Source organism: Plantactinospora sp. GCM10030261, assembly GCF_042666615.1.
In the GTDB taxonomy this organism is placed as follows: Bacteria; Actinomycetota; Actinomycetes; order Mycobacteriales; family Micromonosporaceae; genus KBS50.
The window spans coordinates 272,979-292,876 of the sequence record NZ_JBHTDD010000002.1 but is presented as its reverse complement, the minus strand read 5'-3'; the positions used below and the strand labels follow the sequence as shown (position 1 = coordinate 292,876).

The window sequence follows — 19,898 nt, the reverse complement described above, 5'->3', positions numbered from 1 at the left end:
GGGGCCCCGGCGCCCGGCCGAGGCCCCGCGCCGTCCGGTCAGCGACGGTTGTAGCGGTACATGGTCAGCGAGCCGAACACCGCCAGGCAGATCGCGCTGGCCGCCAGCGTCCAACCGATCGCACTCGCGTCCGGATTGCCCTCGACCACCGAGCGGACCGCGTCGACAAGCACCGTGATCGGATTGACCTTGACGAACGCCTGCAACCAGCCCGGCATGGTGGCCGGGTCGACGAACACGTTGCTAAGGAACGTCAGCGGGAACAGCACCAGCATGCTGACGCCCATCACCGACTTCTCGCTGCGCAGGATGAGGCCGAACAGGGTCCAGATCCAGGAGAACGCGAACGAGAAGACCACAAGCAGACCAACTCCGGCGAGCACCCCGACCGCACCGCCACCCGGCCGGAAGCCGAGGACCAAGCCGACCGCGAGGATCACCGTCGCGGCCAGTATGTAGCGCAGGACATCGCCGAAGATCATGCCGACCAGCGCGGCCGGCCGCCAGACCGGCAGCGTCCGAAACCGGTCGAAGACCCCCTTCTCGATGTCGGTGTTGAGGCCCACCCCGGTGTACATGGTGATCATGACCACGCTTGTCACCATGATGCCGGGCAGCAGGAACTGCAGGTACTCGCGGGTCGAGCCGGCCAGCGCGCCACCGAAGAGGTACGTGAACATCAGCGTCATGATGATCGGAAACGCCGTCACGTCGAACAACTGCTCGGGGACATGTTTGATCTTCAGGATCGCGCGCCAGCCGAAGGTGAGCGACGCGGACAGCGCGCTGGGCCGTGGTGGCCGAACGCCCGGGGCGAGAACGGTGGCCAGCGCCTCGGCCGACGGGACGTAGATGGTCGCCGTCTCGCGGCTGTCGGTCGTGGTGGCGGTGGTGGTCATGCGGTCGCCTCCAGGCGTACATCGGCGGCGGGCTGCGCCGGCCGGTCGGTCAGGGCCAGGAACACCTCGTCCAGACTGGGCTGGCCAAGCGAGAAGTCGTCCACGACGATGCCGGCGTGCGCCAACTCGGCCAACGCCTTCGCCGCCTGTTCGCTGGCTGCCAGGTCGGTGTCCGAGCCGGACAGTCGGGCGGTCAGGGCCACCGGATCGGGATCCGGCTGCACCGCCGTTCCGAGGGCGGCCGCGAGCAGCCGCTCCGCCTCCGACCGTCGCTCCGGGTCCCGGAGTCGGACGTGTACGGTGCCCGCACCCACCGAGGATTTGAGCGCGCCCGGGGTGCCCTCTGCGATCACCTTGCCGTGATCCACGACGGCGATCCGACCGGCCAGCCGGTCCGCCTCGTCCAGATACTGCGTGGTGAGCAGCACGGTGGTGCCCTGGGCGACCACCGCCCGGACGATCTCCCACACCTGACTGCGGCTGCGCGGGTCGAGGCCGGTCGTTGGTTCGTCGAGGAAGAGCAGGTCCGGCGTGTTGAGGATGCTGGCCGCGATGTCCAGTCTGCGGCGCATGCCGCCCGAGTACTTCTTCACCTGCCGGTCGGCGGCGTCGGTCAGGCCGAAGGCGGTCAGCAGATGCTCGGCGCGTTCCCGGGCCGCCGACTTGCGGTGCCCGAGCAGCCGGCCGAGCAACAGCAGGTTCTCCATCCCCGACAGGTCCTCGTCCACCGACGCGTACTGACCCGTCAGGCTGACCCGGGACCGCACCTCGTCCGCGGCGCGCACCACGTCGTGCCCGAACACGCGTGCGGTGCCACCGTCCGGACGTAGCAGGGTGGCCAGCACCCGCACCGCCGTGGTCTTTCCCGCACCGTTCGGGCCGAGCAGGCCGTACACGGTGCCCGCCGGCACCGCCAGGTCCATGCCGTCCAGGGCGCGGGTCGCACCGAACGTCTTGGTCAGGCCGACGGCCTCGATGGCGAGGCCGGTTGGCCGCTTGCTCATCGTTTGTGTCCTTCCCATCGGTTGCGCTCTTCTCAACTCATCAACGGGGACGCCGGCGGGACGGCGTCGCCGCCGTCCCGCCGATCCAGTCGGCGCTCCCACCCGGTAGGCGCGAGACCGCGACCGCCGGGCCGCTAGATCGGATCTAGCGAACGCCGCACGTGATCCGGCGCTGCTCAACGCTATGCGTGCGGAAGCGACACCGTGGCTCAACCATTAGGGGCGTCTTGACCGGGGATGGGCCAGGGTTGACCACCCACCCACCTACCCGCAAGCTTGAGTTAGCAGGTGCCACTAGGAATGAGCATGAGACGCCGGGACCGGCCCGGCGGCCCGGCCCTGCCAACACGACGGGGGAGACATGCCGGAGTACGTGGACGCCCTGACCACCTCGCCCTGGCTCTATCTCGTGGTGGCACTGCTGGTCGCCGCGGACGGAATCGTCCCGGTCCTGCCGTCGGAGTTCGTCGTGCTGACCCTGGCGGCGTACGCGGCAACCGGCCTGCCGGACACCGCCGGGCTGGTGGCTGCCGCGACCGTCGGCGGAGTGGCGGGTGACGCCGCCGCCTACCTACTCGGTCGGAATGCGGTGAACCCGGCCCGGCTGGCCCGGGGCCCCGTCCGCCGGCTCCTCCGGTGGGGACGACGGCCGATGGCCCGGTACGGCGCGCTGACCGTCATTGTCGGCCGCTTCCTGCCCGGTGGCCGGACCGCGAGCACCCTCCTGGCCGCCGCGCTGCACTACCCGACCCGGCGATTCTTCCTGGTCAGCACGATTGCGGCGACGTTGTGGGCCGGGTACATCACCGTGCTGGGCCGGCTCGGGTCGGCCGTCGCGGCCAACCACCCGCTGTTCCGGATCGTGCCCGGCATCGTGCTCGCGGTAACGGTGGCCGGCGCGCTGAGCCTGGTGGAGCGCCACCTTCGGCGGCGGGTCCGGCCCGCCGCCGTCGACCCCCTAGGCTCCGTCGACCCGGATCTCGTCGACCCCCTGGAATCCGTCGACCCCGCCGATCGACGGACTGTCAGTCGACGTCCTTGAGGATCCGTTCCAGGGTGGCCACCCTGGTATTGATCTCGGTGAGCCGCTCGGCGGTCTCTCGCAGCTGGCGTTCCGTCTCCTCCTGGACGCGCACGGCATGCTCGGCGAGTTCCCGGTAGTGGGACTCCGGGACCGCCGCTCGCCGGGACCGCCAGATCCGGGAGCCCTGAATGATCAAGACAATCACCAGGGTGAAGAAGCCGGCGGTGCCGATCACGTCCGCCCATGCCCGCACGTTCATGGTCAGGATTCTCCGTCCTCGTCGTCCCCGGTCGTCCGGACCTCGCCGAGCGTCGCCTCGGCGTCCGCGATGGACTGCGGCGTCAGGCTTATCGCGAAGGGGGTGACCTCGTAGAACTTCATCGCCTTGCCATCCGGGGACAGCTCCATCTGGGCGGACACCAATCCGGCCGCCTCCAACCTGCGCAGGTGCACCTGCAGCAGAGCCCGGCTGATGCCCAGTTCCCGGGCCAGCCTGCTGACGTAGTTGCGCCGCCGGGCCAGCGCGGCCACCACGCGGAACCGGTGCGGGTTGGCCAACGTTGCCAGCACCCGCACCAGCCGGTCGCCGGTCGGCGCCGGATCGGTCGTGATGGGTTCCCCGCGCATCGCACCGCAAGCTAGCACGCCACCGGGCCCACCTCGCCGCCCCGACCGGCGGCACCGGGACGGCCGGCGTTTACCCCGACCACCCGGCCGGGTACTTGTTTGCCCGACAGCACACAACTTTCCCTCGAAGGAGGCTGTCGTGGGTATCGGTGTAAGCATCTTCCTGCTCGCGCTCGGCGCCATCCTGACCTTCGCCCTGGACGTGAACATCGGCGGGCTCAACGTCGACGTCGTCGGGTGGGTGCTGATGGCGGCCGGCGTACTGGGATTGATCATGACCACGCTGATCTGGGGGCGGCGCCGCGAGGTCGTCACCACGGCACCTCAGCGCGAGGTCGTCCGCGAGGAGCCGGTGGAGTACCGGCGGGACGTCGACCGGCCGATCTGACCGCCCGTCCGACCACCCGTTCACGGGCCCGCCTCGTAACGGGTGGTCGTGCGCGGCAGGCTCGACCGCTGGATACCGAGCTTCGACCCGACCCGGCACGCTCCGGTCCGAGGTCACCCCGCGCTGCCGCCGTTCGACATTTCACTGAAACGGTCAAACCGCCTAAACTATCCTGTTATCGACCATTCAGGAGAGCGCGGAAACCTCTCAGGGATCCCGGAACACCCGGGATCGGGACCTTCCCGGTACGTCCGGGCGGATTCCGCGGCGCGGCACGCGGGTGGAAGCATGCGACCACAAGGGACATCGGCACTCGACACGCCGCTACGGGACGTCGTCCGGACGCCGACGCGTCGCTGGCCGGCGCTGCCGGCGGGATGGTGGACCGTCGTTCGTCGGCCGGGCGGGCGAACGGCAACCGTCGGCTGGCTCGTGGTGGCGCTGATCCTGGACGCTCCGGTGACCCCGGCGGTGCCGCGTACCGGCCTCGATCCCGGGTGGGTCACCGGCATCAACGTGGCCTCCACCGAGGGCCTCCGGTTCGGGCGGGAACTGATCTTCACCTACGGGCCGTGGGGATTCCTGGACCGCCCACTGCTGGTCAGCGGCACCCAGTTCGCGCAGGGAGTCCTGTTCGCGGCCCTCGTGACGACCGCCGTCTTCGTCGCCGCGTACCTCTGCCTGCGGCGGCTGTGCCGACCCACAATCGTGGGCCCGGCGGCGCTGCTTGTCGTCCTGCTCGTGCCGAACAGTGAACCGGGCCTGGCCCTGGTCGCCGCCACAGTGGCGGTCACGCTGCTCGACCTCCGGTGGGGAGAAGGCCGGGCACAGCGATGGCAGGACAGCTGGCCGGTCGCCGCTCTCGGCGCGTTGGCGGCCCTGCTGTGCCAGGTGAAGTTCTCCGAAGGTCTGATCATGCTCGCGCTGGCCGGCGCGGTGGCGCTGCGGGCGACCACCCGGCGCGGCGTCGCCCGCGGTCTCGCCGTCGCGGCGACGGTGTTCGCCTTCGCCACCCTCCTGTTCTGGATCATCGCCGGGCAGCGCCCCGGCGACCTGGCCGGCTGGTTCACCGGCTCGTGGGACCTCGCCAGCGGCTACGCCGCCGGCATGGCGAAAGAGGAATATCATCGCGTCGGCGGCTACCTCGCCGCCGCCGGATTGGCGCTTGTCGCGGCCGTGTCCGTGACCGGACTGGTCCGGGCCGGCGGCCGGCGCACGGCGCTCCACCTGGTCCCGCCACTGGCCATCGCCGTGGCGTTCGGCCTCAAGGCCGGGTTCGTCCGGCACGACAGCTATCACGAGTGGACGTTCTTCCTGCTGCTGGCGTTCGCGCTGCTCGCCCTGGCCGGGCACGCCCGGCGGGCCGGCGCGCCGCTGATCGCCGCCCTGCTGGCCGTCGGCCTGCTGCCGCACGCCCAGGCTTTCGACGCGATCGCCGCCATGGACCGTTGGCGGGAGACAGGCCGGGTCGTGTTCGACCAGAACCAGCGGGCGGCTGCCCTGGCAGGGGCGGCGAATCAGGCCCGCCAGGCGTACCGGCTCCCGCCGGACCTGGTCGCGGCGACCCGGGGACACCCGGTGAGTGTCGACCCCTGGGAGGCGACCCTCCCATGGGCCTACGGGCTGGACTGGCGGCCGGTCCCGGTCTTCCAGACCTACGCCGCGTACACCGTGGGCCTCGACGAACGGAACGCCCGAGCCATCGCCAGCGCGGCGGCGGACCACCGTGTGCTCCGCCGCCCCGGACTGGCCATCGACGGCCGTAACCACCGCTGGGAGACCCCGCGCTACCTGCTCGAACTGACCTGCGGTTACCGCGTCGAGACCGAATCGGGCGGATGGCTGCTGCTCCGGCACGTCGGCGACCGGTGCGGCCCGGCACGCAGCCTGGCGACGCGAAGCGTACGGGCCGGCGAACGCGTCGACACGCCGGTGGCCGCACCAGGGGAGATCGTCGTGGCCCGGTACGTGCCCGACGCCCCGTCGCCGATCGCCGCGCTGACCCGCACGCTGTTCAAGGAGCCCGGCCCGACGACCGCCACCGTGGACGGCACCCGCCACCCCGTACCCGCGGCGGTCCGCGACGCACCGCTGCTCGTGTCGGTGCCCGCCCGATCCGCGGTCGGTGCCCCCTTCGGCTACCGGACGCTGAGCTTCGACCGATCCGGCACGGTCCGGTTCGAGGCCATCACCCTGCGGTGACGCAAGCCCGGGCCAACGGGCTGCACCGGGCGGCTCTCGTCGGAACGCCGCTACAGGCGACCCTCCTCGACGGCCCGACCGACCCAGGGGATGACCTCGTCGAGCATCTCGTCGAGACTCGTGCTGGCCTGGAAACCGAGCACGTCACGGGCCTTCCGGACGTCGGGGATGCGGCACCGCACGTCGTACTCGAACGGCTTGTCGGAGATCAGTCGAAGCGGTAGCTCCGGGCCCTTGATCTTCTGCCAGATCAGTTCCGCCAGCTCCCGCACGGTGGTGGAGCGGTCCGTGGAGATGTTGAAGTCCTCGTTCCGCGCGGCCTCGTGCTCCATCGCGGTCGCGATCCCCCGCGCGAGGTCGCCACCGTAGGTGTAATGCCGGACCTGCTGCCCGTCGCCGAGGATGTGCAGCGGATCCTGTCCCTTCAGGATCTTCTGCACCAGGTCGGGCACCACGTGCGACATGGCGAGCTTGACATTGCCGGAGAGCACCTCCGCCTCGCCCAACGCCCGCCCCTCACCGACGCCCACGCAGTTGAACGGACGCACGATCGTGTACGGGAGCCGGTACTGGTCCCACGCCGCCCGGGCGTAGTACTCGACGGCGAGCTTCTGGAAGCCGTACGACGAGAGCGGCGGAGGTACCCGGCGTTCGTCACCCTCCCGTGACGGCCAACGGTCCGTCGACTCGAACACCATGGATGACGACAGGTAGGTCACCTTGCGCAGTCGCCCACCCCGGAAAGCCCGGAGCGCCGCGTCACAGGACGCCGCCATGATGCGCTCGTTCGTGGCGAGCAGGTCGTAGGCGTAGCTGTGGAAGTACGAGATCCCGCCGATCATCGCCGCCCCGGCCACGAAGTGGTCGCAGTCGGCCAGCAGACCGGCGAGCAGGCCGGTGTCGCGCGCGTCGCCCTCGACGAACCGGTAGCGCGGATCATCGTCGTACGAGTGGGCAACCGGCCCGTACTTCGAGTAGTTGTCGACACCGACGACCTCGTGTCCACGGCCGAGCAGCTCCTGCACGAGGTACCCACCGATGAAGCCGGCCGAGCCGGTGACCAGGACTCTGCTCACAATTACTCCTTAATGGACCTTGCTGGTCTCGGTATCACGGATCTCCCGGGACATGTCGCCACCTCGATCGGCCACGGCGTTGACCGGCCGGGTCGTCGACCGCTCGGGCGCGATCCGGCGTCGATCGGTCAGCTTCTCCAGGGTCAGCGGACGTCCGAAGGCGAACAGGTACCAGCGCAGGTAGCCGGGCAGGAACCGGCCCAGGTCGAACTGCGACTCGCCCAACCGCCGGTCCAGCCAGATGGTGGGCAGTTCCGCCACGGGCAGACCCAGGCGGGTCGCCTTCGCGGTCAGCTCCAGCCCGATCTCGAAGCCGGTGCGTGAGTCGATGCCGACCGCCCGAACGAAGTCTGTGGCGTACGCCTTGAAGCTGTTTGTCGCGTCGCAGGTGCCCACCCGGGCGAACAGGCGCAGGCTCCGTCCCGCCCAGCGGGACAACGTCCGTTTCAACCGGGGGCCGCCGACCTGCTGTCCGCCCGGCATGTACCGGGAGGCGGCGGCCACCGCGACCCCCCGCTCCACGAGCCGCACCAGATCGTCGATCTGGCGCGGATCGTCCGACCCGTCGGCCATGGTGACGACGACGACCGGCGCCACGGACGCGTCCACTCCATACCGGACCGCCTGCGCGGGACCGGGTCCGTACCGGTTCAGCACGGGGCGCACCCGGGGATCCGTCGCGGCCACCTGGCGTACGTACGGCGCCGTGGTGTCCTCGGTGGTGTCGTAGACGACGAGCACCTCTGCGGGCAGCAACACGTCCCGCCGGATCCGGTCGAGGCAGGCGAGGATCGCGGCGCCCTCGTTGTAGACGGGCACCACGATGGAGACCCGTGGCGTCATACCAGTGGCTCCCGCCCGGTCAGGCCCCACATGTCGACCAGCGGCAGGTCGGTCCGGAGGTCGGCGTACTCCGGGTGTGGCGCGCCGATGATCAACAAGTCCGACCCCGCCAGCACCTCGTCCAGCCCGAGCAGGCGTTCGTCCGGCACCCGGGGGTCGGTGCAGGTCACCGCCCCCGCCTTGACCAGCAGGATCTTGCGGAGCTTGTAGGCCAGGCTCTCCCGAGAGTCGTCACTGCCCCCCTTGAACGCCATGCCGAGGATGCCGATCCGCATCCGGGCGAGGTCGTAGCGGGCCTCCAGGCGCGACACGAGGTACAGCGGCAGCCCTTCGTTGATCAGCATCGCGGCGTGGCCCAGCCCGAAGTTGTTGCGATGAAAGGCGGCCAGTTGCATGGTGTCCTTGAACAGGCACGGACCGGCCGCGAAGCCGGGCATGGGCAGGTCGGCCGCCCGCGGGTAGCGGTAGGTGACCGCGTCCCGGATCCGTTGGTAGTTCAGGCCCGCGTCGTTGGCCATCATCCAGAACTGGTTGGCGGTGGCGAACTTGACGTACCGCCAGGTGTTGGTGAACAGCTTCGCGAGTTCCGCCTCCTCGGGGGTGAGGACGACGACGCGGTCGGTCAGGTGCCGGAACAGCTTCTCGGCCCGCTGGACGGCCCGATCGTGCCGGGCGGCGACGATCTGTGGGAGGTCGGACAACTCCGTCAGCGCCCGTCCCTCGGCGATGCGTTCGGGGCAGAAGGCCACATCCACCCGGCGCCCGAGCCGGGCCAGGAGCTTCTCGGTCAGCGCCGTCACGCCCGGGTGGACGGTGCTGCGCAGCACGAGTAACTGCCCGTCGCGCAGGTGCCCGGCACATTGTTCGACCGCACGGGGCACGGCGGTGAGGTCCGGGTTCAGGTGCTCGTCCACGGGCGTGCCGACGACCACGATGATGTTCTCGGCGCCACTCACCCCCGCCGGATCCGTGCTGGCGGAGATCCGCCCGGTCCGCACCAGCGCGTCCAGCAGGTCACTCGCGCCTTCCTCGGCGAACGGCATGACGCCGTCGTTGACCAGCGCCACAGCGGACTCGTTCAGGTCGTACAGCGACACCGACAGTCCACCGGCCGCGAGGGCCAACCCCAGCGGAAGGCCCACCCGCCCGCAGCCGCCGACTATGGCGACGTCCCGGACGAAGGGTTCGTCCAGCACCATGATCTCGCTCCGCGCGCCGGTCATCGTTCCTCCATATATGGGCGATGACGATACGTTAGGGCGCTTTTTGACTGTTTGGCGGGTTTTTGCGGTTTACCATCGCCTGGTGACCAACCGAGCGCCCGGAAGCCTCGCCGACCGGGAACTGGCCCGGCTCTACGCCGGCCGGTTCACCGACGCCGACCTGGCGGCCAAGCGACTGCTGTGGACGGAACTCTGCCGCGGCTTCCTCGACCACCGCATCCCCGCCGACCACGTCGTACTGGACCTGGGCGCCGGGTCCTGCGAGTTCATCAACGCGTGCCGGGCCCGCCGGCGGATCGCCGTGGACCTCAACCCGGACACGGTCCGGTACGCGGTGGACGCCGACGTGGTCCTGGCCCCCAGCGACGACATGCCCCAGGTGGCCACCGGTTCGGTGGACACGGTCTTCACGTCCAACTTCTTCGAGCACCTGCCGGACAAGCCAGCCCTGCTCCGCACGCTGGCCGAGTGTCACCGCGTGCTCCGCCCCGGCGGCCAACTCCTGGTCCTCATGCCCAACCTGCGCTTCGTGGGGCAGCGCTACTGGGACTACTTCGACCATCACCTGCCGGTGACCCACCTCAGCCTCGTCGAAGGGCTGCGGATGAGTGGCTTCCAGCCGAACGAGGTCATTCCCCGCTTCCTGCCGTACACGGTGAAGGACGCCCGGATGCGGATCCGGCCGGCGTACGTCCGGTGGTACCTGCGACTTCGACCGGCCTGGCGGCTATTCGGCCGGCAGATGTTCGTCGCCGCCACCCGCGTCGGGATACCGGACACCGTTGACGGTGACGCGTGGGCCGTACGCACCACCGCGGGCGAACGGTAGGCAAGGTCCTGTCGCCGCGCGCGGCACCGCCTCACCACCTCGGCTCAGAACGCCTGGCGCACCACCCCGCCGACGATGGCGCACCAGGTGGTCGTGCCCACCAGGCCGTTTGGCGGCAATCCATGCAGTTTCTGCAGGTCCTGCACGGCCTTCCTGGTGGGATGGTCGAACTCCCCGGTGAGCGCGACCTCGGCGTACCCCTTGTGGTTGAGGATGAACTGGATGGCCTGCACCGGCAGTCCGCTGGCCTGCTTGGTCAGCTCGGGGGCGAGAGTCTCCCAGGTCGCCGCCGTGAGCGTGGCGTCGACGTCGACGGGCAGTCCGTTACGCGCCTGCCAGTCCTGCACGGCCGCGACGGTGGCCGCGTCGAACACACCCGTGACGGGCACCGCGTACCCGCGATGGGCCAGCAGGTACTGGGCCACCCGCACCACCGGACCACCGACGAATCGCCAGATGTCCGGCCAACGCCGCGCCGGGATGTCGCCCTTGCGGGTGCCGAGCCCCGCGGCCACCCGCCGGCGCAGCGCCGGGAACTGCCGGTAGAACGCCGCGCCGGGGCAGAGCGTCGCCCGGAAGTCCCAGTGGCCGAAGACGTCGTGCGCGTGCAGGCCGTACTGCCGGCAGATCGTCACGCAGAGCGTGGTCAGCGAGTCGAGCAGCGCCCGTGGCGGGGTCTCGTCGACGTACGTGCCCTCGTTCTCGATGCCGATCGAGCGCCCGTTCTCGCCCGGACAGTGCGCGGAGACGACCTGCCGCTCCCCCGCGGCGAGCGTCTCAAGGCTCCGGTGGCGGCCCTCCAGCACGTGACCGCCCCGGCTGACGGTGAAGTGCTGACCGGTGTCCGCCCAGCCGTTGCCGTCCATGTGCAGGTCCTGGCAGTCCCGAGCGAGTTGCTTCGCGTGTTCGACGGAGTAGTCGGTGCTGTTCGGGAAGGCCATGTGATGGACGATGATCTTATTGGTCGGGATGGCGCTGAGCTGGATCTCGCTGGCCGGCGGCCGGGCGCCCCACTCGTCGCAACTGATGATCCAGTCGAGGTCGGCGCCGGGCTGGGCGGCGAGCGCCGGCGCCGCCGTGGCGAGTTGGCTGCCGACCACGGCGAGCGTGGCGCCGCCGAGCCCGGCGCGGAGCAGGGTTCGGCGGTCGATCTCGGACGGCACGGGAGACATGGTGGGTTCCTTCCCTGGAGTACGGACGGGGTGGCCCAGGACGAAAAAGATCTACATGGCTACGAGACTGTCTGGAGGATATTGCCAAAGTTCGGCCGGCACCAGACCCCTTGACATGGCACGAACGTCCGGTCCGGCTCGACCGCGATTGGCGTAGACAAGGGCGCCGACCAGCGGGACGATGGCCCGATGGATCTACCGGTCATGCCTCCCGTGTCGCCCATGCTGGCCAAACCCGTCGCCGACATACCCAGCGGCCACGTCTACGAGCCGAAGTGGGACGGCTTCCGGTCGATCATCTTCCGGGACGGCGACGAGGTGGAGATCGGCAGCCGCAACGAGCGGCCGATGACCCGGTACTTCCCCGAGGTCGTCGAGGCCGTCCTGGCCAACTTCCCGGAGCGGGCGGTGATCGACGGAGAGGTGATCGTCGCCGACACCGGACGCAACACGCTGGACTTCGAGGCCCTGCAGCAGCGCATCCACCCAGCGGCCAGCCGGGTGAAACTGCTCGCGGCGCAGACCCCGGCCAGCTTCGTCGCCTTCGACCTGCTCGCCCTGGGCGACGACGACCTGACCGACCGGCCCTTCGCCGAGCGCCGCCAGGTGCTGGAACGGGCGCTGTCCCGGGCCGCGCCGCCGGTGCACGTCACCCCGTTGACCGCCGACATCGACACGGCACGGCGCTGGTTCGCCGAGTTCGAGGGCGCCGGCCTGGACGGGTTGATCGCCAAGAGCCCCGACCTGACCTACCAGCCCGACAAGCGGGTGATGGCCAAGGTCAAGCACAAGCGCACCGCCGACTGCGTGGTGGCCGGCTACCGGCCGCACAAGTCCGGCGACGACCGGATCGGATCGCTGCTGCTCGGGCTTTACGACGACCGTGGCGTGCTGGTGTCGGTGGGGGTGATCGGCGCGTTCCCGATGGCCACCCGGAAGGAGCTGTTCACCGAGTTGCAGCCCCTGGTCACCGCGCTGGACGGCCACCCGTGGGACTGGGCCGCGCACTCCAGCGGCGAGCGCACGCCGCGCCGCAACGAACAGAGCCGGTGGAACGCCGGCAAGGACCTGTCGTTCGTACCGCTGCGACCGGAACGCGTGGTCGAGGTCCGCTACGACTACATGGAGGGCCAGCGGTTCCGGCACACCACACAGTTCGAGCGCTGGCGTCCCGACCGGGAGCCGCGCTCCTGCACGTACGAGCAGCTGGAGCGGCCGGTCCGGTTCAACCTGGCCGACGTGCTGATGGGCGGTTGACGCGATCCCTCAGGTCAGGCCGGCGTCGCGGGCCAGCAACGCGGCCTGCACCCGGTCGCCGACCCGCAGCTTGCCGAACACGGTGGAGAGCTGGTTGCGTACCGTCTTCTCGCTGACGCCCAGGTGCCGGGCGATCCGGGCGTTGCTCTCCCCCGCCGCCAACCGGACAAGCATCTCCCGTTCCCGGGCGGTGAGCTGGTCGAACGGTGGCGGGAGCCGCCCGGCCGAGCCCGGCGCGTCGGCCAGCAGCGCGGGCCCGATCCTCGGCCCGAGCACCACTCCACCGGCGGCCACGGTCCGCACGGCGTCGAGGATCAGGTCCGGATCGGTCTCCTTGAGCAGGTAACCGCGGGCTCCGGCGCGCAGCGCCCGGGTCACCACCTCGTCGTCGTCGGCCATGGTCAACATGAGCACGGTGGCGTCCGGTCGCGCCCTCAGCACCTGCCGGGTCGCCGCCACACCGTCGCCGTCCGGCAGCGCCACGTCCATCACCACGACGTCGACTGGCCGCGTGGTGACCGCTCGGACCGCCTCGGCTACCGTGGCCGCCTCCGACACACAGCCCACCCACGGCTCGCCGGCCAGCATCGTCCGCAGGCCACGGCGTACCACCGGGTGGTCGTCCACCACCAGGACGTGCACCTCGCCGGTCATTCGCCCGTCCCCGATCCCACCGGATCGGCCGGGACCGGAGCGGCCGCCGGGGCCAGGACTCCCAGATCCACACCCGCCGACGCCGCGCCCACCGACGGTGGCGGCACCCCGGCCGCCGGCAACGGCAGGCGGACGGTGACGGCGGTCCCGTGCGGCGCCGCGTCGCCGATCTCGCAGTCGCCGCCGAGCTCGGCGGCCCGATCCCGCATCGAGTCGAGGCCGACCCCACCGACAGCGGAGACAGCGCCGCCGAGGGCGGTGGCGCCGATGCCGGTCCCGTCGTCGACGATCTCCAGGGTCAGCCACCGGCCTCGCGTCACGGTGATCCGGCAGGTGGTCGCGTTCGCATGCCGGGCCACGTTGGTCAGCGCCTCGGCGGCGATACGATACGCGGCCACCTCCACGGCCGCTGGCAGCCCGGCCAGGTCGTCGGTGACGGTCAGCCGAACCGCCAGCGCCGGCCCGTCGAAGCGGTGACTCTCCGCCCGCAGGGCGTCGGCCAGCCCACGATCGAGAGCCGGCGGTCGCAACTGGTCCACCAGCCGGCGCAACTCCCGTCCACAGCCGCGCAGGTCGTCGGCGAGCATGGCGAGGATCTCGTCCGCCCGCGAAGGTTCGGCCATCAGCTTGCGGGCCGCCCGGACCTGCATCGACATCCCGGCCAGCGTCGGGCCGAGCCCGTCGTGCAGGTCCCGCCGGAGCCGTCGCCGCTCCTCCTCCCGGGCCATCACCAGTCGTTCCCGGGAGTCACGCAGGTCGCGTACCAGCCGGGTGGCCTCGACCGCGATGGCGGCCTGCGCCGCCACATCGCCGAGCAACCGGCGTTCCCGCCGCGTCAGTCGCCCGCCCCGCTCGCGCGGCGCGACCACCAGCTGCCCCAGCCTCTCCCCGCGCGCGACCAGGTCGAAGATCTCCGCCCCGGGCACCGGGCGACCATGCTCGGCAAGCACCTGCGTGCCGTCCCGACCCGTCACCTCCACCGCCACGTAGGGCAGTCGCAGCGAGTCGGCCACCACCGTGGTCAGCCGGGGCAACGCCGCCTGCGGTTCGCCCGTGCCCGCCAGCAGGTCGCCCAGCCGCGCGATCACGCGGTACGGATCGTCGCGGTCGCCGTAGACCAAGCGGTCCACGCCGCGCTGGACCCGCCCCCGCGCCGGTTCGAAGGCGAGCGCGACCAGACCCGTCGCCACGAGGGAACCGATCGATTCGGCGCGGGCCGTGCCAGCCAGCAGCACCTCCCGGAGCACGGTCACGGCGGCGACAAACCCCGCGATCACCAGCAGGCTCATCACCAACCAGACGATGGAACGGTTGACCACATGGTCCAGGCCGTACAGCCGGTACCGCAGAATCGCCACGCACATCGCCACCGGCACAGCGACCGCCGTGGTCACATAGCTCGCGCCGATGCCGAGCGGGTTCAGCACGGCCAGGCTCAGCAGGATCACCAGGACCGCTGGGAACAGGCAGGCGAGTTGACGTCGGACGTCTCCGTCGGCCCGCCGCCAGCGGTGCCACAGTGACCACAGCGCGCCGAGCAGGCCCGCCAGGGCCACCACCGCGGCCAGCGCGGCCACCCGGATCAGGAGTTGGGCCCGCGGGGTGAACTCGATGACCTCGGTGAGCAGGTCCCGCGGGTGGTCCACGGCGGCGACCGCGAGCGCGAGGGTTGCCACCGCCGTGCCGGTCACGATCAGCACGACCACCGGCCGCCAGCGCGGACCGGGCAGCCGCCCGTCGGGGAAGAGCGCCAGAGTGAGGAAGATCAACCCGAAGGCCGGCCACCAAGACCACTGGCTCAGCCACGCCGCCGGCAGCCAGGACGACCAACTCGCGGCCACCGTGGCAAGGGCGGCGACCGCGCCGGTGCCCAGCATCAGCCGGCCCATCCGATGTCCCGGGCGGCCCGCGAGAACGACGGCGCCCATCACGGTGTACGCCACGGCGACGGGCGCGGTCAGGGCGATCAGGTACCCGGCGGGCCGGTCCAGGCCGAACAGGTGGACGCCCAACGCTCCCACAATCGTCGCGGCGACCGCCGCCAGAAGCACCGGGCGAGCCACGCGCCGGTTGCCGTCGGTTTCCATGCGCTTCTCCGGTTCCGGCCGCGGTCAGATGACGCCGTGCACCCAGAAGTTGTGCCAGGGATCGCGGGAGTCCTCGCTGCCGTGACCCATCAGCGGCGCGCAGTCGGCCAGCATGTCCGGCAGCGATGCGGCGGCCTCGGCCCTCGGCAACCGAGCCAACCCCTGGTCGAGGTCGAGCCCGGCCTCGGTGACCTTGTCCTGGTTCTCCCGCAGGTACTCCTCCATCAGCCGGATCGCCGTCGCCAACCGGGCCAGCACCAGTTCCGGCTGCGGCTCGTCCTTGGCCGGGATCAACTTCTGCAGCCGCCAGGTGCTGTCGAAGCTGGCCGCCAGCCGGCGACCGGCACTGTCGAAGAACTCGACGGGGTGGGCGGTGTCGCCGACGGCGCCGATGCCGGTGTCGGCAAGCAACGTGGTCACGTCCGGGTACAGGTGCGCCCGGGCGTCGTCACTGCGGATGACGAGGATTCCGGTGAACGAATGCATCGTCGTTCCTTTCGGTGCGGCGTCCACGCCGGACGCCAGAGGTGAGGGATGGCCCGCCGGGTCACGTCACCGGTTGCCGGCCAGTCCTCAGCGTAAGAGCACTGCCCATCGACACAGCTGACATTTCCGGCGGCGTTCGCCCTGTTCACTGACGAATCTCCGACAGCTTGACCGGAAACCCGCCCCGCCCGCACGGGACATCCGTCCCGGACGGGCGGGACCAACCGGAGGCCGCCGCCGGTCGATCTCGGGCGAACCACCCGGGGCCCCGGGACGCCGATCCCTCGAACCCGGGACACCGCGCCCGCGAAGGTTCTCCCGTCGCCGCCGACGGAGGCGGAGACGCGGTAGAAGGAGAGAAAGAGTTATGAACGCACGAACGTGGCGAGTGGCCGCCGGGCTGGCCCTCGGCTTGGTCATGATCGCCGGTACGCAGCTCGGCGGGGCGCCACAGGCGTCGGCCCTGCCGAGTTGGCAGCGGGTCAGCGCGACGTCGCTCACCGACTCCGAGCCGGTCAAGACGGCGATCGCCGCCTGCCCGGCCGGCAAGGTGGTGGTGGGCGGCGGCGGCTGGGTGTTCGCCCTCGCGGCGGCCGATGACGCCAAGGTGATGGTGACCGGGCTGGAGCCGGTGCATTCCGGCAACCTGGACAGCTACGTGGCCTCCGGCGCCGAGGTGGCGCCCGGAATGACCGGCACCTGGTGGGTCGAGGCATACGCGATCTGCGCCGCCGCGCCGGCCGGGTATGAGGTCGTCAGCGGTTCCACCGCACCGTCTTCGTCGACGGTGCAGGAGACGGCCGCGGGGTGTGGCGGCACCAAGCGGGCGATCGGCACCGGGGCCCGGATCAACAACCCGGGTGGGCAGGTCAGCCTCCAGTTGGCCCGACCGTCCGGCCCCCGCGACATCGCGCGGGTGACGGCGAAGGAGGACGCCAACGGCTATGCCGCGACCTGGAACGTGACCGCGTACGCGATCTGCGCGAACCCGATCTCCGGTTTCTCGGTGCAGGGCGCTCCGTCGACGCAGACCGGCTCGGCGAACGCCAAGTCGGCATCCGTGCAGTGCCCGGTCGGCACCCGACTGCACAGTGTCGCCGCCGCGACCAGCGGCGGGACCTCGCTTACCGACACCCCGGCGGGCGTGGCCATCCAGCAGGTGTTCCCGTCGAGTGACCAGCGGACAGCGTCGGTCTACGCGGTGGAGACCAGCCCGACCAACGCGAGCTGGGACCTGGTGGCACAGGCGATCTGCGGTCCCTGACCGCGGGAGACCATGCCGGGATCCCCGGGCTCCCCCGAGCCCGGGGATCTCCCGGCATCCGGTCGTCAGCCGCAGGAGTAGGTGACCTCGGTGCTGGCCTGAGCCGGTGACGGGGAGACGACGTTGACCGTGGCGGTCTGGGTGGTTGTCCCGGTCCCACTGAACGCCCAGGCCAGATGCAGACTGACGGTCCGTTGTCCGCGTGCCACCCGTTCGGTCAACACCCCGCTCGGCTCGGCCCCCGACCGGAACCACTGGTAGCCGATCGTACCGGCGTTGCCGTTGGTCCGTACGGTGGCCACCACATCCACGGTGGTGTCACACGTCCTACCCGGTGGCTGCGGCACCGCCGCGGTCACCGAGACGATCTCCAGCGGCTGGAGCCGCTGCCAGAGATAGATCCCGACCGCGCCGACCAGGGCGAGGGTCAGCACGGTGGACAGGACCGACGCGGCCACCCGCGCCGGGGAGCGACGCCGGCGGGGCGGGGCTGCCGGTGGCCGGGGCCAGCCCGTCGGTGCCATCGGTACGCCGGGGCCGAACCGTACCTCACCGGCCGGTGCGGTGGCGCCGCCGCCGGCCGGAATCGTCTCCGCGGCGCCGGCCGGGATCGTCTCCGCGGCGCCGCCCGCCGGGATGGTCTCCGCGCCACCCGCCGGAATCGTCTCCGCGCCGCCCGCCGGGATCGTCTCCGCGCCGCCCGCCGGGATGGTCTCGGCGCCACTGGCGCCGAACGCCGCCGGATCGCTCGCCCGCCGCGTCGAGAACCGCCCCGGGTCGACACGCCGGGTCGGCACGAAATCCGGTACGGGGTGGGTGGACCCGAGGTCGGACCCGACGGCGCGCACCGGAAAGGCGTCGGTGGACAACGCCCCGTCCGACAGGTACTCCCCGGACGTCCCGCCATCCGACAGGTACTCGGTGGGCAGCGCCTCCGTCGGCAGCGCCTCGATCCGGTCCGTCCGGTCCGGGTCGGCGGGGTGCCAGCCAATCCGGTCCGTCCGGTCCGGGTCGGCGGGGTGCCAGCCAATCCGGTCCGTCCGGTCCGGGTCGGCGGGGTGCCAGCCGCCCGGCGGCGGGGACTGTGCCACGAGACACCTCCTAGCCTGGGGTGCAGTAGCCGTGGACGACCACCGAGACCGGACCCGCCGCGGCGGACCGGTTCCCGGCCGCGTCGGTGGCCGCGACGGAGATCGTGACCGGGATACGCTGCTCGTTCCCGGGCGGCGGCGTGAGCGGGCCAAGGACCCCGCCGAACCGGCCGCCACCCTGATGGCTCATCGCCACCGTGGCGGACTGCCCGAGCATCGTGTACTGGAAGCTGACCCGCAGTCGCTCGGGCGGCGTCCGGTCGTCCGACGCGATGGCGGTGACCACACTGGACGTCGGGGCGTACGGGCAACCGGCCGGGTCGATGGCGGTCGGGCTGGCGGCGACGCGCCCGACCGTGGGCGCCACGACGTCCGCGGGCGGTGGCGGCAACGGTAACGAACTGGTGGTGCTCGTGGGGCCGCGACCGGGCGTCCGAACGGTGGACGGACCGCCCCCGACCGGGTCCGGCGGGCCCGGCGGGCCGGGCGTAGTGGCCGTGGCGGTGGGCGTGGCAGTGGGCGTGGCCGGCGGGCCCGCCGCCGGTGTCGCGCCGGGTGTCGGAACCCCGGCCGGGGTCAGGGCGGTCACGGCCGACGGCCGCGGGGCCGGGTCGGCGACGGCGGCCGGGGTGTCCCGGGCGGCGTAGCTGAGCCCGATCCCGCCGCTGGAGAGCACCACCGCGAGCCCGCCGACAAGCGCGGCCTTCCGCGCCCACCGGCGCCCGGCGGCACCGTTCGCCGGGCCGGTCCCGGTATCCGCGCCGGCTCCGGCGCCAGCGGCGGTGCCCAGCACGGTGTTGGCCACCGCCGTCGCCCCGCCGACCCGATCGGCGAACGGGAACAGGGCCGCCAGCAGGGCGGCTCGCCGTGCCAGTTCGGGCCAGCCACGGTCTTCCCAATCCGTGCCGTACGCCAGGCCGGCGGCCTCCGCCAATTCGTCGACGAAGGCGCGCGCCGACCACGGTCGCTCGGCCGGGTCCTTGGCCAGCCCACGGCGGACCAGTTCGACCACCGGCTCGGGCGCCTCTGGTGTCGGAATCGGTGCGTAGGCGTGCTGGTGCCAGAGCGCGACGAGGTCCGGGCCCTCGTACGGCGGCCGCCCGGTGAGGCATTCGTAGAAGGTGGCAGTCGCGGCGTAGATGTCGCCGGCCGGGCTGGCCGGTCCGCCTTTCCACTGCTCCGGCGCCATGTATCGCGGGGTGCCGGTGACCTGGACGCCGGTGGGCACACCGGACGGCAGAGCGATGCCGAAGTCCGCCAGCTTGCTCTCACCGTCGGCGGTGACCAGCACGTTCTCCGGCTTGTAGTCGCGGTGCACGACGTCCCGGTCGTGCGCGGCGGCCAGGCCCAGGAGCGAACCCTTGAGTACGCAGAGCGCCGCGGCGGGGTCGGTGGCGCCGTGCGCCCGCAGCATCTGCCGCAGTGATACGCCGTTGACCAGCTCCATGACGATAGCCGCGCCCGACGCCGACTCGACGTACTCGTACAGCTTGGCGACGAACGGGTCGTCGATTTCCGCGAGTAGCAGCGCCTCGGCCCGGAACGCCTCGGTGAAGGCCGTCGCGTCGCCGAACCGCGGTACGAGGTATTTGATGGCGACCGGGGTGCCGGTCCGGTCATGGGTGGCCAGCAGCACCCGTCCGGACGCGCCCTTGCCCAGTTCCCGTACGTGGGTGTAGCCCGACAGCTCCCACGTCGTACCCTCCATCCGAGGCCCTCCCCCACGCGCCCGGACGGTTGTCGATACCCGCAGGTCCGGTGGCGCTGGTTGG

At 71.4% G+C, this 19,898-nt stretch carries 19 protein-coding genes; 6 read left to right on the top strand and 13 right to left on the bottom strand.

Annotated elements, in window-relative coordinates; all coding sequences use genetic code 11:
* Nucleotides 1-38: 38 nt before the first annotated feature.
* On the bottom strand, nucleotides 39-899 hold the full coding sequence (locus ACFQUZ_RS04885) for an ABC transporter permease (protein ID WP_377438030.1): 861 nt from the start codon (nucleotides 897-899) through the stop codon (nucleotides 39-41).
* Nucleotides 896-1,903, bottom strand: a complete 1,008-nt coding sequence (locus ACFQUZ_RS04880; protein ID WP_377438027.1) for an ATP-binding cassette domain-containing protein — start codon at nucleotides 1,901-1,903, stop codon at nucleotides 896-898. The genes ACFQUZ_RS04885 and ACFQUZ_RS04880 overlap by 4 nt, the downstream gene beginning before the upstream one ends.
* A 361-nt stretch (nucleotides 1,904-2,264) precedes the next feature.
* Here ACFQUZ_RS04880 and ACFQUZ_RS04875 point away from each other — a divergent pair, with 361 nt between their 5' ends.
* Nucleotides 2,265-2,945, top strand: coding sequence for a DedA family protein (locus ACFQUZ_RS04875; protein ID WP_377438024.1), 681 nt, complete (start codon nucleotides 2,265-2,267; stop codon nucleotides 2,943-2,945).
* On the opposite strand, the gene ACFQUZ_RS04870 is transcribed toward ACFQUZ_RS04875, so the two are convergent.
* Both ACFQUZ_RS04870 and ACFQUZ_RS04865 read right to left on the bottom strand, forming a co-directional pair.
* Complete coding sequence (locus ACFQUZ_RS04870) at nucleotides 2,929-3,186, bottom strand: hypothetical protein (protein WP_377438022.1); 258 nt, start codon at nucleotides 3,184-3,186, stop codon at nucleotides 2,929-2,931. The genes ACFQUZ_RS04875 and ACFQUZ_RS04870 overlap by 17 nt on opposite strands.
* 2 nt (nucleotides 3,187-3,188) lie before the next feature.
* On the bottom strand, nucleotides 3,189-3,554 hold the full coding sequence (locus ACFQUZ_RS04865; protein WP_377438020.1) for an ArsR/SmtB family transcription factor: 366 nt from the start codon (nucleotides 3,552-3,554) through the stop codon (nucleotides 3,189-3,191).
* A 139-nt stretch (nucleotides 3,555-3,693) separates the two neighbouring features.
* Between ACFQUZ_RS04865 and ACFQUZ_RS04860 the strand changes: the two genes are divergently transcribed.
* Both ACFQUZ_RS04860 and ACFQUZ_RS04855 read left to right on the top strand, forming a co-directional pair.
* A complete protein-coding gene (locus ACFQUZ_RS04860; RefSeq protein WP_377438018.1) occupies nucleotides 3,694-3,942 on the top strand; it encodes a DUF6458 family protein in 249 nt (82 codons plus the stop codon).
* A 288-nt stretch (nucleotides 3,943-4,230) separates the two neighbouring features.
* Entirely contained in the window at nucleotides 4,231-6,144 is a 1,914-nt protein-coding gene (locus ACFQUZ_RS04855) for a hypothetical protein (RefSeq protein WP_377438016.1), read from the top strand.
* A gap of 50 nt (nucleotides 6,145-6,194) precedes the next feature.
* Here the strand turns inward: ACFQUZ_RS04855 and ACFQUZ_RS04850 are convergent, their stop codons facing one another.
* Genes ACFQUZ_RS04850 through ACFQUZ_RS04840 form a run of 3 tightly spaced genes read right to left on the bottom strand, consistent with a single transcriptional unit; the run spans nucleotide 6,195 to nucleotide 9,286 of the window.
* Nucleotides 6,195-7,220, bottom strand: a complete 1,026-nt coding sequence (locus tag ACFQUZ_RS04850) for an NAD-dependent epimerase/dehydratase family protein (RefSeq protein ID WP_377438013.1) — start codon at nucleotides 7,218-7,220, stop codon at nucleotides 6,195-6,197.
* Nucleotides 7,221-7,229: 9 nt separating this feature from the next.
* Nucleotides 7,230-8,063: a glycosyltransferase family 2 protein gene (locus ACFQUZ_RS04845; protein ID WP_377438010.1), complete on the bottom strand. Its 834-nt coding sequence runs from the start codon at nucleotides 8,061-8,063 to the stop codon at nucleotides 7,230-7,232.
* Nucleotides 8,060-9,286, bottom strand: coding sequence for a nucleotide sugar dehydrogenase (locus ACFQUZ_RS04840; protein WP_377438007.1), 1,227 nt, complete (start codon nucleotides 9,284-9,286; stop codon nucleotides 8,060-8,062). The genes ACFQUZ_RS04845 and ACFQUZ_RS04840 overlap by 4 nt, the downstream gene beginning before the upstream one ends.
* An 82-nt stretch (nucleotides 9,287-9,368) precedes the next feature.
* Here ACFQUZ_RS04840 and ACFQUZ_RS04835 point away from each other — a divergent pair, with 82 nt between their 5' ends.
* Nucleotides 9,369-10,115 carry a class I SAM-dependent methyltransferase gene (locus ACFQUZ_RS04835; RefSeq protein ID WP_377438005.1) on the top strand — a complete coding sequence of 249 codons (747 nt, stop codon included), beginning with the start codon at nucleotides 9,369-9,371 and terminating at the stop codon, nucleotides 10,113-10,115.
* Nucleotides 10,116-10,159: 44 nt separating this feature from the next.
* Here the strand turns inward: ACFQUZ_RS04835 and ACFQUZ_RS04830 are convergent, their stop codons facing one another.
* Nucleotides 10,160-11,278, bottom strand: coding sequence for an N-acetylmuramoyl-L-alanine amidase (locus ACFQUZ_RS04830; RefSeq protein ID WP_377438003.1), 1,119 nt, complete (start codon nucleotides 11,276-11,278; stop codon nucleotides 10,160-10,162).
* A gap of 198 nt (nucleotides 11,279-11,476) precedes the next feature.
* Here ACFQUZ_RS04830 and ACFQUZ_RS04825 point away from each other — a divergent pair, with 198 nt between their 5' ends.
* A complete protein-coding gene (locus tag ACFQUZ_RS04825; RefSeq protein ID WP_377438000.1) occupies nucleotides 11,477-12,544 on the top strand; it encodes an ATP-dependent DNA ligase in 1,068 nt (355 codons plus the stop codon).
* Between the two features lie 9 nt (nucleotides 12,545-12,553).
* Here ACFQUZ_RS04825 and ACFQUZ_RS04820 read toward each other — a convergent pair whose 3' ends face one another.
* The 3 genes from ACFQUZ_RS04820 to ACFQUZ_RS04810 are packed head-to-tail and all read right to left on the bottom strand — an operon-like array spanning nucleotide 12,554 to nucleotide 15,771.
* On the bottom strand, nucleotides 12,554-13,198 hold the full coding sequence (locus tag ACFQUZ_RS04820) for a response regulator (RefSeq protein ID WP_377437998.1): 645 nt from the start codon (nucleotides 13,196-13,198) through the stop codon (nucleotides 12,554-12,556).
* The gene (locus tag ACFQUZ_RS04815; RefSeq protein WP_377437996.1) at nucleotides 13,195-15,285 is read right to left on the bottom strand and encodes a sensor histidine kinase; all 2,091 of its coding nucleotides are present in this window, start codon (nucleotides 15,283-15,285) and stop codon (nucleotides 13,195-13,197) included. The genes ACFQUZ_RS04820 and ACFQUZ_RS04815 overlap by 4 nt, the downstream gene beginning before the upstream one ends.
* A 24-nt stretch (nucleotides 15,286-15,309) precedes the next feature.
* Entirely contained in the window at nucleotides 15,310-15,771 is a 462-nt protein-coding gene (locus ACFQUZ_RS04810) for a hypothetical protein (RefSeq protein ID WP_377437993.1), read from the bottom strand.
* A gap of 367 nt (nucleotides 15,772-16,138) precedes the next feature.
* Here ACFQUZ_RS04810 and ACFQUZ_RS04805 point away from each other — a divergent pair, with 367 nt between their 5' ends.
* The gene (locus tag ACFQUZ_RS04805) at nucleotides 16,139-17,035 is read left to right on the top strand and encodes a hypothetical protein (protein WP_377437991.1); all 897 of its coding nucleotides are present in this window, start codon (nucleotides 16,139-16,141) and stop codon (nucleotides 17,033-17,035) included.
* Nucleotides 17,036-17,100: 65 nt separating this feature from the next.
* Here ACFQUZ_RS04805 and ACFQUZ_RS04800 read toward each other — a convergent pair whose 3' ends face one another.
* Entirely contained in the window at nucleotides 17,101-18,126 is a 1,026-nt protein-coding gene (locus ACFQUZ_RS04800) for a hypothetical protein (RefSeq protein WP_377437988.1), read from the bottom strand.
* 10 nt (nucleotides 18,127-18,136) lie between these two features.
* Entirely contained in the window at nucleotides 18,137-19,834 is a 1,698-nt protein-coding gene (locus tag ACFQUZ_RS04795) for a serine/threonine-protein kinase (RefSeq protein WP_377437986.1), read from the bottom strand.
* Nucleotides 19,835-19,898 lie beyond the last annotated feature (64 nt).